The 13,502-nt window shown below is 71.1% G+C and carries 9 protein-coding genes; all 9 read left to right on the top strand.

Going from position 1 to position 13,502, the window contains the following annotated elements:
* Window positions 1-122 precede the first annotated feature (122 nt).
* The 9 genes from OG767_RS21085 (at window position 123) to OG767_RS21045 (ending at window position 13,501) form a co-directional block, all read left to right on the top strand.
* Complete coding sequence (locus OG767_RS21085) at window positions 123-779, top strand: DedA family protein (protein ID WP_405090149.1); 657 nt, start codon at window positions 123-125, stop codon at window positions 777-779.
* A 194-nt stretch (window positions 780-973) separates the two neighbouring features.
* The gene (locus OG767_RS21080) at window positions 974-2,563 is read left to right on the top strand and encodes a tryptophan halogenase family protein (protein ID WP_405090148.1); all 1,590 of its coding nucleotides are present in this window, start codon (window positions 974-976) and stop codon (window positions 2,561-2,563) included.
* Window positions 2,564-2,646: 83 nt separating this feature from the next.
* Window positions 2,647-2,958 (top strand): ArsR/SmtB family transcription factor, encoded by a 312-nt coding sequence (locus OG767_RS21075; RefSeq protein WP_405090147.1) that lies wholly within the window; start codon window positions 2,647-2,649, stop codon window positions 2,956-2,958.
* A gap of 30 nt (window positions 2,959-2,988) precedes the next feature.
* Window positions 2,989-3,258, top strand: coding sequence for a hypothetical protein (locus OG767_RS21070; protein ID WP_405090146.1), 270 nt, complete (start codon window positions 2,989-2,991; stop codon window positions 3,256-3,258).
* Window positions 3,259-3,412: 154 nt separating this feature from the next.
* Window positions 3,413-5,560, top strand: a complete 2,148-nt coding sequence (locus OG767_RS21065; RefSeq protein ID WP_405090145.1) for an MMPL family transporter — start codon at window positions 3,413-3,415, stop codon at window positions 5,558-5,560.
* A 100-nt stretch (window positions 5,561-5,660) separates the two neighbouring features.
* Window positions 5,661-6,884, top strand: a complete 1,224-nt coding sequence (locus OG767_RS21060; RefSeq protein WP_405090144.1) for a cytochrome P450 — start codon at window positions 5,661-5,663, stop codon at window positions 6,882-6,884.
* Between the two features lie 25 nt (window positions 6,885-6,909).
* Complete coding sequence (locus OG767_RS21055; protein ID WP_405090143.1) at window positions 6,910-11,847, top strand: amino acid adenylation domain-containing protein; 4,938 nt, start codon at window positions 6,910-6,912, stop codon at window positions 11,845-11,847.
* Window positions 11,848-11,879: 32 nt separating this feature from the next.
* A complete protein-coding gene (locus OG767_RS21050) occupies window positions 11,880-12,161 on the top strand; it encodes an acyl carrier protein (protein WP_405090142.1) in 282 nt (93 codons plus the stop codon).
* Window positions 12,158-13,501, top strand: a complete 1,344-nt coding sequence (locus tag OG767_RS21045; protein WP_405090141.1) for an NAD(P)/FAD-dependent oxidoreductase — start codon at window positions 12,158-12,160, stop codon at window positions 13,499-13,501. Before OG767_RS21050 ends, OG767_RS21045 begins: the two co-directional genes overlap by 4 nt.
* Window position 13,502: the final 1 nt, after the last annotated feature.

Below are 13,502 nucleotides of genomic sequence, written 5' to 3'. Positions count from 1 at the left end.
GCCGAGAAACGTCAGGGTCAATCTCCGGGGCGTCGCTCTTGTTAACTCCGATCGGCATGTGCAAGTCTGGTTTTGCACATCACCAAGGCAGCGCCTGCCGTGATCGGACAGGAGGTGGAACGATGCTCGCGCACCTGACGCACCTGACCGGATCGCCGTGGATCTACGTTCTCACCGCACTCGTGGTCACGGTCGACGGTATCTTCCCCGCCCTGCCGTCCGACTCGCTGACGATCTGCCTGAGCGCGCTCTCCGTCGCAGGCCGGCCGCACCCGGTCGGCCTGCTGGTGGCAGCCGCCGCCGGCTCGGTGGCGGCCGACCACCTGGCCTACCTGCTGGGCCGTAGCACGTTCGGGCGGCTCCGTCGGAGTCGCGTCGGCGCCCTCGGCGCGGCGCTCGCCGGCGCGGAACGCGCCCTGGAGCGGCGCGGCGGCGTGGCGCTGCTGATCGCCCACTTCCTGCCCGGCGGGCGTACGGCCGCCACGCTGGCGGCCGGCTCGGTGGGGTTCCCGCTGCGCCGGTTCCTGCCGGTGAGCGTGCTCGCCGGCGTGCTGTGGTCGCTCTACATGAACGGCCTCGGACGTCTCGGCGGCATGGCCTTCGCCGATCATCCCCTCATCGGTGCGATTCCGGGCATCGTCCTGGGTGCGGCGGTCGCCGTCGTCCTCCAGGTCCGGGCCCGTCGTGCCGCCCGACGCGCCGCCGCCACAGCCGACCCCCCGCGGCTCGGTGTCGGCGCCCGGCGGAAGGTCGAGCGCCGGGAGCCGGTTGCCGTCTGACCTTTCGCCACGACGGCCCGGCGCGCTTCGGCGCGCCGGGCCGTCATCCTGTCCGGGATTCGCCCGGATAGCTGGAATATAGGCCGCCTATCAAGGCCCTTCGCGACAGTGGCGTCGGCGCGGATTCGCCGCGCGGCAGGCCACGATCCGTCCCCGACCCGGGACACGGATCCGATCCGAAGGGTGCCATGCGAATGGAAGACAACAGGCTCAAAAGTGTCGTCGTCCTCGGCGGCGGGACGGCCGGCTGGATGTCGGCCTCCTACCTCGGCCGGGCGCTCGGGCCGCACGTCCGGATCACGGTCGTCGAGGCGCCGTCCATCCCGAGCATCGGCGTGGGCGAGGCGACCGTGCCGAACCTGCACAAGACCTTCTTCGACTTCCTCGGACTGGCCGAGGAGGACTGGATGCGGGAGTGCAACGCCAGCTTCAAGATGGGGATCAAATTCGTCAACTGGCGTACGCCCGGCGCCGGTTCCCCGAAGCCGCGGCAGCTCAACGGCTACAGCGACCACTTCTACCACCTGTTCGGGATCCTGCCGAACTCGGAGAACCTGCCGCTGTCGCACTACTGGGCGGCGAAGCGTTTCGCCGGTGAGACGGACGAGCCGTTCGACTACGCGTGTTACCGCGAGTCGCCCGTGTTGGACGCCAACCTGGCGCCGCGGTTCGCCGACGGGACCAAGTGGACGAACTACGCCTGGCACTTCGACGCCAGCCTCGTCGCGGCGTTCCTGCGGCGGTTCGCCACCGAGAAGCAGGGTGCGATCCACATCGAGGACGAGATGGTCGACGCGGAGGTCGATCAGCGCGGCCACATCACCTCGCTGCGGCTGAAGTCGGGCCGGACCGTCGACGGCGACCTGTTCGTCGACTGCACCGGCTTCCGCAGCCTGCTGATCAACAAGGTGATGCGCGAGCCGTTCCTGGACATGAGCGACAACCTGCTGAACGACCGGGCGGTCGCCACGGCGGTGCCGCACGACGACGAGGCCGACGGCGTCGAGCCGTTCACCTCCTCGATCGCCATGCCGTCGGGCTGGACGTGGAAGATTCCGATGCTGGGTCGCTTCGGCACCGGGTACGTCTACTCCAGCCGGTTCGCCGATCAGGACACCGCCACCCGGCAGTTCTGCGAGTTGTGGGGGCTGGACCCGGAGACGCAGCCGCTGAACCACATCAAGTTCCGGGTGGGCCGCAACCGCCGGGCCTGGGTCCGCAACGTGGTCAGCATCGGGCTCTCCTCGTGCTTTCTCGAGCCCCTGGAGTCGACAGGCATCTACTTCATCACCGCCGCGCTCTACCAGTTGGGCAAGTTCTTCCCGGACCGCAACTTCGACCCGGCGCTGCGGGATTCGTTCAACGACGAGATCGAGCACATGTTCGACGACTCGCGCGACTTCCTGCAGGCCCACTTCAGCCTCTCCCCGCGCCGGGACACCCCGTTCTGGCGGGCCTGCAAGGAACTGGTCCTGGCCGACGACATCAAGCGGAAGATCGCTCAGTACCGTGCCGGGCTGGCGATCAACATGCCGATCACCGACGAGTCGACCTACTACGCCAACTTCGAGGCGGAGTTCCGCAACTACTGGACCAACAGCAGCTACTACTGCGTCTTCGCGGGTCTCGACGTGCTTCCGGAGCACCCGCTGCCGGCGCTCACCTACCGCGACGGCGCGATGCAGCGGTCCGAGCCCATCTTCGCCGAGATCAAGCGGAAGCAGCGCGAGCTGCTGGACACGCTGCCGAGCACGTACGAGTACCTGCGCCAGTTGCACGGCTGAGCCGCGGTGAGCGGTCCGCGCCGGGTCCGGTTGTTGCCTGGGTAGGCATGTGCTAAGTTTTTTATGCACATGCAGGAGGTCACGTGGAGCCCGCTACGGTGAACGGTGACGAACTCGTCGAAACGCTGGCGACGCTGGCAAACCCGCATCGCATGCGGGTCATAGGGGTGCTCGCGAAGCGGCGCAACTATGTCAGTCAGCTGGCCCGCGAGTTGGGCATCAGCCGGGCGTTGCTGCAGGTCCACCTGCGCAAGCTGGAGGCGGCGGGCCTTGTGGACTCGCAGCTCGAGTTCTCCGAGGACGGCAAGGCGCTGAAGTTCTACGAGGTCCGTGACTTCGCGCTGACCCTGACGCCGGAAGCCATCGCGGACGCGGTGCGGACACTCACCAAATGACAGTCGCAGCGGTAAAAGGGGAATGCTGGCATGGACGCATTGGCCTGGCAGGAAGTCATCGGAGCCATCGGGCTCTTCGCCTTGGTGATCACCGTTCTTGCCCTGGTGATCCGCGAGGTCGCCAAGACGCTGCGCGCCAAGGCTGCCATTGCTCGCGACAACGACTATCGCGAGTTGGCGAAGCGTTCCACGGCCGCTGAGGAGGCGGTGGAGGTGAAGCTCGCCGGGATCGACACCCGAATGGCCGGCCTGGAGGAGCGTCTGGCCGCCATCGAGCACATCCTCAAGGACGTCGAGTAGCGCTCGTGGTGCACGGGCCCGGCGCTCGGAGGCACGACAGAGAAACGCCGTCTTTTTCAAGAGGGGAATTGTCTCTGTGTCCATCCATACGGGAGACGTCCGGAAACCGTTCGCCGAACGCGTCGCGAGCTGGTCCGTACGCCATCGATGGCCGGTGCTGATCGGCTGGCTCGTCCTGGTCGTGGCCACCGTCCTCGGCAGCTCGCTGATCAGCGGCAACGGCGCACCGGCCCATGATCCCGGCGAGTCCGGGGTGGCCCAGCAGGCGCTGCGCGACCAGCCGGAGTACCTACCCATCCGGGAGAACGTGCTCATTCATCCGAGCGGGTCGGGTGGCTCAGGGTTCGCGTCGGACCCCGAGGCACGGGCGGCCGCGGCCGAGGTGGTCGACGAGCTGCGCGAGATGCCGTCCGCGGTGTCCGACGTCCGCTCACCGCTGGACCCGGCCGCACCCGGACAGGTGTCCGCGGACGGCCGGTCCGGGCTGGTCACCTTCGTCGTCGCCGGGCCCGACGACGCGATGCTCGACAACTACCAGAAGGCGACCGACGCGGTCAGCGCCGTCGCGGCCAAGCACACCGGCGTGCGCATCGACCAGGCGGGCGACCGGAGTCTCTCCGCCACGGTGGACGACGCCATCAAGAAGGACTTCAAGACCGCCGAGACCACGTCGCTGCCGCTGACGATCCTGATCCTGCTGGTCGTGTTCGGGTCGCTGATCGCCGCCGGCATCCCGCTGCTGCTCGCCGCGACCACCGTGGCCGCCGCCATGAGCGTGCTGTCGGTGGTCGACCTGGTGGTCCCGATCAACAGCGCCACCTCGTCGATGATCCTGCTGATCGGCGTGGCCGTGAGCGTCGACTACTCGCTGTTCTACCTGCGCCGGGAACGGGAGGAACGGGCCGCCGGCCGGGAGACCGGCGCCGCCCTGGAGATCGCCGCCCGCACCTCGGGACGTGTCGTGGTCATCTCCGGGCTGACCGTCATGCTCTGCGTCGGCGGCCTCTGGATGACCGGCCTCGACAACTTCCGCGGCCTCACCATGGGCACGATCACCGTGGTCGGTCTCGCCGTCATCGGCTCGGTGACCGCGCTGCCCGCGCTGCTGGCCATCCTCGGCCATCGGGTGGACCGGGCGCGGGTGCCGTGGCTCGGCCGCCGGCGCACGGTCGCGCGGGAGTCGCGCTTCTGGACGGCCGTGGCCCGCAACGTCGTGCGCCGCCCTCTGCTCTGGGGCACGGTCGCGGTCCTCGTGCTGGTGGGCCTGATGGTGCCGGCGCTCGACATGCGGCTCCAGGACGCCGGACCGACGAACAGCCTGCCGCGCAGTGTGCCCGCCGTCGACGGCGCGGTCCGGATGCAGGCCGCGTTCCCCGGAGCGGCCGCACCGGAGCAGGTGGTCGTCTGGGGTGCCGACGCCGCAAGCCCGCAGATGACGGCCGCGACCGACGAGCTGCGCCGGCGGATCGGCGCCAGCGGAGGACTGCTGCACGAGCCGGTGTCGGTGATGCGGGTGGGTGAGGCGTTGGTGGTCCGGGTCCCGCTCGACGGCAACGGCACGGACCAGCGCTCCAATCAGGCACTGCGCGAACTGCGGCAGGAGGTGCTGCCCGCGACGTTCGGCAAGGTGCCCGGTGCGAAGTTCGCGGTGGCCGGCAAGACCGCGTTCGCGTACGACTTCACCCAGCAGGTACGGCAACGCATGATCTACGTGTTCGCCTTCGTGCTGCTGCTCGCGTTCGTCCTGCTGAGCCTCGCGTTCCGGTCCTGGTGGCTGCCGGTCGCCTCGATCGTGCTCAACCTGCTGTCGATCGGCGCGGCGTACGGCGTGCTCACCTGGGTGTTCCAGGACGGGCATCTGAGCGGCCTGCTGGGCTTCACGGCGTACGGCGGCATCACCGACTGGCTGCCGCTCTTCATCTTCGTGCTGCTGTTCGGGCTGAGCATGGACTACCACATCTTCATCCTCAGCCGGGTTCGCGAGCGCCGGGCGGCCGGTGCTGACGCCCGCACGGCGATCGTGAGCGGTGTCGGTGCGAGCGCCGGCGTGGTGACCAGCGCCGCCGCCATCATGATCGGCGTCTTCTCGGTCTTCGTGACGCTCTCCGCCATCGAGTACAAGATGCTGGGTGTCGGCATGGCGGTGGCGATCCTGATCGACGCGACGGTGGTGCGCGGTGTGCTGCTGCCGGCCGCGCTGGCGCTGCTGGGTGACCGCGCCTGGTCGCGCCGGAGCCTTTCCCGGGAACGGGAGCTGAAGACCGACCAAGCCGAGCCGGAGGTCTACGCGCACGCCCACTGACCCCGGGCACTGAGCCGACCCGCGCCCCCGCGACCACCGTCGCGGGGGCGCGATAGGTTCGGTACCGGAGAAATATAGTCCGCTCCGGACGCTTGGAGAGGTGACTGACACCTCCGCCGTGACGCGGCCGCCGAGCCTGCTGGCCCTCTACGACCCGCAATGGAAACTCGACCCGTACGCGCTGTATCGCGCGATGCGGACCGACGGCGTCGTGGTGTGGGACGAGTGGATGCGGACCTGGCTGGTCCTCGGCTACGAGGAGATCGTTCAGCTCTCCAAGGACGAGCGGCTCACGGGCGCGCGCGTCGAGTCGTTCTACGAGCAGCTGCCGGCCAGCGCGCGTACCGAGATGAAGCCGCTCAAGACTGCGCTCGCCGACATGATGCTGTTCAACGAGCCGCCTCGGCACACCCGGCTGCGGCGGCTCATCAAGCCGGGCCTGACCCCGCGCTTCATCCGCGAGCTGCGACCACTCGTCCAGGAGATCGCCGACGACCTGCTCGACCAGGTGGTCGGCAGCGGGCGGATGGACGTCATCCGCGACTTCTCGGAACCGCTCACCCGCCGCGTCGTGGGCAGCCTGGCCGGGGTGCCGGACGATGCGCTGCACCTGCTGAGCGACTGGCCCGGCCTGCTGCACGAGTTCTTCACGCAGTCGCGCAAGGCCGTGCCGCGCATCAACGAACTGCGGGCCGTCTTCGACCGGCAGACCGCGGCGCGCCGGGCCGGCACCGCCGACGACCTGTTCAGCCGGATGATCGCGGGACAGCTCGACGACGCGGACTACACCGACGACGAGGTCTTCGCCAACTTCCTGCTGCTCATCGACGCCGGGCAGGCCACCACCACGCACGTCATCGGCAACGCGGTGCTGGCCCTCATCCAGCAACCGGACCAGCAGTCGCTGCTGCGTGAACGGCCCGAGCTGGCGAACGGCGCCGCGTACGAGTTCCTGCGTTACGACGGCTCGGTGCAGTTCACCTCCCGGGTGGCGCTCGACGACCTGGAGATCGGCGGCCGGCACATCAGGCGGGGCGACACCGTCACGCTCGTACTCGGCGCGGGCAACCGAGATCCGGAGCACTACCACGACCCGGACCGGCTCGACGTGGCCCGCCGCGCGGCCGACCAGCTGTCGTTCGGGTACGGGATCCACTACTGCCTCGGTGCCGCCCTGGCCGTGACCGAAATCGAGATCGGCATCGCGGCCCTGCTGCGCCGGGCCGGCGACCTGCACACCGTCGACGCCGAGCCGGACTGGCTGGAGAGCGTCAACTTCCGGTTCCTGCAGCGGCTGCCGATCACGTTCACCCCCCTCGGCTGACCCGCGACGACGCGAGGAGATCGACATGACGACTGAAGCGGTACCGACCTCGGCGCTGGTGGCCCGGCACGCCGCGACGCGACCTGCCGCGGTGGCGTTGGCCGACGGCGACCGGGAGGTCACCTACGCCGAACTCGACAGCAGCGCCGACCGCCTGGCGGGACTCCTGGTGGAACAGGGGCTGCGGCCCGGTGAGCCGGTCGGTGTGCTCCTGCGCCGCCGCGCGGAACTGGTGATCGCCCTGCTCGCGATCTGGCGGGCCGGCGGGGCCTATCTCCCGCTCGCGCCCGACCATCCGGCGCAGCGCCTCCGCGGCCTGCTGGCCGGCAGCGGCACCCGGCTCGCCCTGACCGAGGCGGACACGCAGGCGCCCGTGGCGGCCGCCGGTGCCCGCGCCGTCGTGCTCGACGACGCCCTCGCCACGTCCGCGCACCGTCCGGCCGAACCCGCTCTCCGCCCGATCGACCGGGACTCGGCCGCCTACGTCCTCTTCACCTCGGGCTCCACCGGCCGACCGAAGGGCGTGGTGATCCCGCATGCCGGTTTCGACAACCAGCTGGCCTGGCGGGTCCGCTGCCACGGGTTCGGCGCCGCCGACCGGGTGCTCTTCAAGACGCCTGTCACCTTCGACGCGGCGGGTTGGGAGATCTTCGCGGCCCTGCGCGCCGGAGGCACCGTGGTGGTGGCGCCCGACGGCGCGGAGCGCGACCCGGCGTCGCTCGTGCGCCTGGTCGCCGAGCACGGCGTCACCGTGCTGCAGGTGGTGCCGTCCCTGCTGCGCGCCCTCGTGCACGAGACGGGCTGGGACCGCTGCACCGGGCTGCGGCTGCTGTCCAGCGGCGGTGAGCAGCTGACGGCCGAGCTGGTGCAGGACTTCCTGGCGGAGGTCGAGGACCACACCGAGTCGGTCACCGTCTGGAACACGTACGGCCCGACGGAATGCTCGATCGAAGCCGTGGCGCAGGAGGTGGACCCGCTGCAACGGTCCGGGCCGGTGGCGATCGGCCGGGCCATCGAGGGCATCCGCACCGTCCTGGACGGCGACGAGGGCGAGCTGCTCCTCGGTGGCGTCGGCCTGGCTCACGGATACCTCAACGACGCGGCGCTGACCGCCGAGCGCTTCGTGCCCGACCCGGCCGGCGACGGCGCCCGGCTCTACCGCACCGGTGACCGGGTGCGCCGCCGCGCGGACGGCGCGCTCGAGTTCACCGGTCGCCTCGACGACCAGCTCAAGATCAACGGCGTGCGGATCGAACCCGGCGAGGTCGAGGCCGCGATGCTGGAGCACCCAGGGGTACGGGCGGCGGCGGTTTCGGCGTATCGGGCGCCGAGTGGCGCGATGCGGCTCGCGGCCTACCCGGTCGCCGCGCCCGGAGCCGACCTGACGACGCTGTCGGGCTTCCTGGCGACGCGGCTGCCCGCCACCCACCTGCCGGCCGCGATCGTGCCGATGGACGCCCTGCCGAGCACGTCGAGCGGCAAGGTCGACCGCAGGGCACTGCCCGTGCCCGGCACCGGGTCCGAGGAGACCTCCGACGCGCCCGCGTCGCCGGAGGAGTCGCGGATCGCCGGCCTGTGGCGCGAGGTGCTGGGCGTCGACCGGGTCGAGCGCGACGACGACTTCTTCCGGCTGGGCGGCTCCTCACTTCAACTGGTGCAGCTGGCCAACCGCCTGCGCTCGGCGTACGGCCGCACGATCGCGCTGGACGCGTTGCTGTCGCCAGCGACCGTGACCCGGCACGCCGAGCTGGTCGAGGCCGCCCGCCACGACCACCACCGGATCGAGCGGGCGCCGCGCGAGGGCGGCCTGCCGCTCTCCGCCGGCCAGCAGCGGATCTGGCTGCTGGACCGCCTCGACCCGGGCAGCCGGGAGTGGGTCTCGGGCGTCTTCCTGACGGTCCCGCCCGGCGTACCCGAGTCGGCGGTGCGGCAGGCGCTCGACACGCTGGCCGCCCGGCACGAGTCGCTGCGCACCCGGTACGCCGTCGTCGACGGCGAGCCGAAGCAGTACGTGCAGGAGCCGCGCCCGGTCCCGCTGCGGACCGTCGCCGTGCCCCGCGCGGAGCTCGGGGATGTTCTCGCCGACGCCACCGGTGCGGGCTTCGACCTGGAACGTGGCCACCTCGTGCGGGCGCTGCTGCACACCGACCCGCAGACCGCCCCGGACGGCGCACGGACCCTCGTGTTGCTCGTGCACCACATCGCGAGCGACGGCTGGTCGTCCGCGATCCTGACCCGCGAGTTCGACGAGCTGCTGGCCGGCCGCGGCGCGGGCCTGCCCGAGCCGCCGATCCAGTACGCCGACTTCGCCGCCTGGGAACGCGCCGCCGCCGACGCGCCGGCGCGCCGCGCGGACCTGGACCACTGGCGCGCGGACCTGGGCGGGGCCGCCGCCACCGAGCTGCGCACCGACCGGCTCCGCCCGGCCGTCCGCGACAGCGCCGGCGCCGTCGTCCCGTTCGCGATCCCTGAGCCGCTCGCCCGGTCGATGACCGAGCTGGGCCGCGACAGCGACGCCACGGCGTTCATGACCATGCTGACCGCCTTCGCCGTGCTGCTGGCCCGCTACACCGGCCAGTGGGACGTCGTGGTGGGCGCACCGGTCGCCGGCCGCAGCCGGCCGGAGACCGAGAACGTGGTCGGGTTCTTCCTCAACAGCGTGGTGCTGCGCTGCCGGCTCGACGGCGCGATGACGGTCGCCGAGGCGCTGGAGCGGGTGCGGGACGTCTGCAAACAGGCGCTCTCGCACCAGAGCCTGCCCTTCGACGAACTGGTCGCCGATCTCGCGCCGCCGCGCGACTCGTCCCGTACCCCGCTGTACCAGGTGGCGTTCGACTTCCACGGCGCCGAACTCTCGGGCGCCCCCGAGGACGAGGCGGACCTGGACACGCTGGTGCACGCCTCCCGGGTCGCCAAGACCGACCTCACGCTCTACGTCCGGCCGCAGCCGGACGGCGCGATGGTCGGCCTGCTGGAGTACGCCACGTCGCTGTTCGAGCGGGCAACGATCGAGCGGATGGCCGGGCACCTGACCGAACTGGTGTCCGCGATCTGCGCACACCCCGCCGGTCGCCTGTCGGAGCTGGACTTCCTGCCGGCCGGCGAGCGGGAACTGCTGACCGGGTACCGGTCGGTTCCGGCGCGGACCGGCGACGTCACGGTGCTCGACGGCTTCGAGCGGCAGGCGGCGGCCACGCCCCGGGCGATCGCGGTCGTCACCGACCAGGATGAGCTGACGTACGCGGAGCTGGACGCGGCCGCCAACCGGTTCGCGCACCACCTGCGGTCTGCGGGCGCCGGGCCGGAGTCCACCGTGGGTGTCCTGCTCGACCGTGGGCCGGCGCTGCCGGTGGCGTTGCTGGGGATCTGGAAGGCCGGCGCGGCGTACCTGCCGCTCGACCCGGAGACGCCGGCGGCCCGGGCCGGGCTGGTGCTCGCCGACGCGGGCGCCCGGCTGCTGGTCACCGCGCAGTCCCACCTGGACCGGCTCGGCGACGGCGTGCACGACGTCGCCGTGGTCGCGATGGACCGGGACGCCGCCGTGATCGACGCCGCCGACGCGCGGCGCCCGGAGCGGGACACGGCTGTCGAGGCGCTCGCCTACGTCATCTACACCTCCGGGTCGACCGGTTCGCCCAAGGGGGTCCAGGTCACCCACTCCGGCCTGGCCGGGCACGTCAACTGGGCGGTGCAGGACCTCGCGTCCCGCGGCACGGGCGGCGCGCCGGTGTTCCTCTCGGTCGCCTTCGACCTGGTGGTGCCGAACCTGTGGGCGCCGTTGCTGGCCGGGCAGGCCGTCCGGCTGCTGCCGCAGGACCTCGACCTGACCGAGCTGGGCGGCCGGCTGCTGGCCGCGGGGGCGTTCTCCTTCATCAAGCTGACCCCTGGGTACCTCGACATCCTCCGCCACCAGCTCGACGCCGGGCAGATGTCGGCGCTGGCCGCGACGATCGTGGTCGCCGGCGAGGAGTTGCCGGTCCCGCTCGCCGACGCGTGGGCCGCCGCGCTGGGCCCGGAGAATCTGATCAACGAGTACGGCCCGACCGAGACGACCGTCGGCGCCAGCATCCATCCGGTGACCGCGCCCGTGCGCGGTGAACGCGTGCCGATCGGCCGCCCGCTCCCCGGCGTCACCCTGCACGTGCTCGACGATCGGCTGGCGCCGCAGCCCATCGGGGTGGTCGGTGAGCTGCACGTCGGCGGCGCCGGCGTGGCCCGCGGCTATGCCGGGCGACCGGCGGCGACCGCCGAGCGGTTCCTGCCGGACCCGTCCGGGCCGCCCGGCTCGCGGATCTACCGCACCGGCGACCTGGTCCGGTTGCTGCCCGGTGGCACGATCGAGTTCCTCGGCCGGCGGGACGAGCAGGTCAAGGTGCGCGGGTACCGGATCGAACCGGGCGAGGTGGCCGCGGTGCTGCGCGATCACCCGGCGGTACGCACCGCTGCCGTCGTGGTGAACGGCACGGGTGAGGCCGCCGCGCTCGTCGCGTACGTCGTCCCGGCCGATCCCGCGGCCGCTCCGGCGGACCTCGCGGCCTTCTGCGCCGAGCGGTTGCCGGCCTACCTCGTGCCCGCCGCCTTCGTGCCGCTGGCCGGGCTGCCGCTGACCGCCAACGGCAAGCTGGACCGCGGCGCGCTGCCGCCGGCGACCGCGCCGGCCGAGGCGGCACCGAGCGCCTCGGTCAGCGGCGTCGTGCAGGAGCGCATCGCCGAGATCTTCGCCGAGCACCTCGGCGCGCCGGTCGACGCCGGCACCCACTTCTTCGCCGCGGGCGGCAACTCGATCCTCGCGATCCGGGTCATCGCCGCGATCCAGGCGGCGTTCGACGTTCCCCTGTCGATGCGAACGATCTTCGACGGGGACACGGTCGCCGAGATCGCCGTGGCGGTCGAGCAGGCAGTCACCGCGGAGATCGCCGGCATGTCCGATGAGGAGGTCGTGGCCAGCAGTTCTGACGCGTAACCGGACCGTACCCCAGCAAAGAAAGGCTTCTGATGTCCGAGAACACCTATCAGCCGGCGATCCTCGCGTTCCTGCGGGAGCAGTTCCCCGACGCCGTGGACGACGGCCCGATCACCGAGACCACTCCGCTGATGACGTCCGGGGTGCTCGACTCGCTGCGGATCGCGGTCCTCATGACCTTCATCCGGGACCGTCTCGGCCTGCTCGTGCCGCTCGAGAAGATCGACGCCGAGAACTTCGCGGACGTACGCTCGATCGCCGCGCTGCTCGACGAGGCCGACCCGGTTCCGGCGGCGACGGGAGGCCGGCGGTGACCGCCGACTACGACGTCGTGGTCGTCGGTGGCGGGCCCGCGGGCTCCACGATGGCCTCCTACCTGGCTCAGGCCGGCATCTCGGTGGCCGTCATCGAGGGCGCCGTCTTCCCGCGCGAGCACGTCGGTGAGTCGCTCGTCCCCGCCACCACGCCGGTGCTCGTCGAGATCGGCGCGATCGGCCGGATCGACGAGGCGGACTTCCCGAAGAAGTACGGCGCCTCGTGGACCTCGGGGCTCTCGGGATACATCCCGTTGCTCGGACACGACGGGCTCAGCCACGGCTGGACCGCCGACGTCCAGTTCGTCGAGCGCAACCAACCGGGCGTGGACCGCGACTACACGTTCCACGTCGACCGGGGGCGGTTCGACGCCATTCTGCTCAAACACGCGCAGGAGAGCGGCGCGACCGTCTTCAACGGCATCCGGGTGCACCGGGTGAACTTCGACGACCCGGAGCTGGTCTCGGTCGAGTGCAGCGCCGGTCCGCGCCGGTTGACGTACACCGCCCGGATGGTGGTCGACGCGTCGGGCCGGCAGACGATGCTCGGCCGGCAGTTGCGCACGAAGGTCGCGGATCCGGTCTTCGACCAGTACGCCGTGCACAGCTGGTTCGAGGGGCTGAACCGCCGGGCCCTCGCGCCCACCGAGGCGCAGGCGGACCACATCTTCGTGCACTTCCTGCAGGTCAAGGACAGCTGGGTCTGGCAGATCCCGATCACCGACAAGGTCACCAGCGTCGGCGTGGTCAGTCAGAAGAGTCGCTTCCGCGAGTTCGGCGGCGACCAGGACGGCTTCTTCTGGGACATGGTGGCCAGCCGGCCCGACCTGTACGACGCGCTCAAGAACGCGCAGCAGGTCCGGCCGTTCAAGACCGAGGGCGACTACAGCTACTCCATGAAGCAGATCTGCGGCGACCGGTACGTGCTGGTCGGCGACGCGGCCCGGTTCGTCGATCCGATCTTCTCCAGCGGCGTCAGCGTGGCGCTGAACAGCGCCCGCATCGCGGCGCAGGACATCATCGCGGCGCACCAGGCGGGTGACTTCGGCAAGGAGCGTTTCGCCACGTACGAGAACAAGCTGCGCCGTGCCGTGAAGTACTGGTACGAGTTCATCTCCATCTACTACCGGCTGAACGTGCTCTTCACCGCGTTCGTCCAGGACCCGCGCTACCGCCTCGACGTGCTGAAGATGCTGCAGGGCGATGTCTACGACGGCGAGGAGCCCAAGGCGCTGGCCGCCATGCGCGAGGTGCTGGCCACGGTGGAGGGCAACCCCGACCACCTGTGGCACAAGTACCTCGGCACGCTGAAGGCGCCGACCGCGGCGCCGAGCTTCTGAC

This window comes from Micromonospora sp. NBC_01392, from assembly GCF_045040125.1.
Taxonomy (GTDB): Bacteria; Actinomycetota; Actinomycetes; order Mycobacteriales; family Micromonosporaceae; genus Micromonospora.
This window is presented reverse-complemented; position numbering and strand designations above follow the sequence as displayed.

Excerpts from the sequence above, each read along its gene's own strand:
- OG767_RS21080 (WP_405090148.1), top strand. The coding sequence starts at position 974 with ATGGAAGACAACAGGCTCAAAAGTGTCGTCGTCCTCGGCGGCGGGACG.
- OG767_RS21070 (WP_405090146.1), top strand. The coding sequence starts at position 2,989 with ATGGACGCATTGGCCTGGCAGGAAGTCATCGGAGCCATCGGGCTCTTC.
- OG767_RS21085 (WP_405090149.1), top strand. The coding sequence starts at position 123 with ATGCTCGCGCACCTGACGCACCTGACCGGATCGCCGTGGATCTACGTT.
- OG767_RS21055 (WP_405090143.1), top strand. The coding sequence starts at position 6,910 with ATGACGACTGAAGCGGTACCGACCTCGGCGCTGGTGGCCCGGCACGCC.
- OG767_RS21050 (WP_405090142.1), top strand. The coding sequence starts at position 11,880 with ATGTCCGAGAACACCTATCAGCCGGCGATCCTCGCGTTCCTGCGGGAG.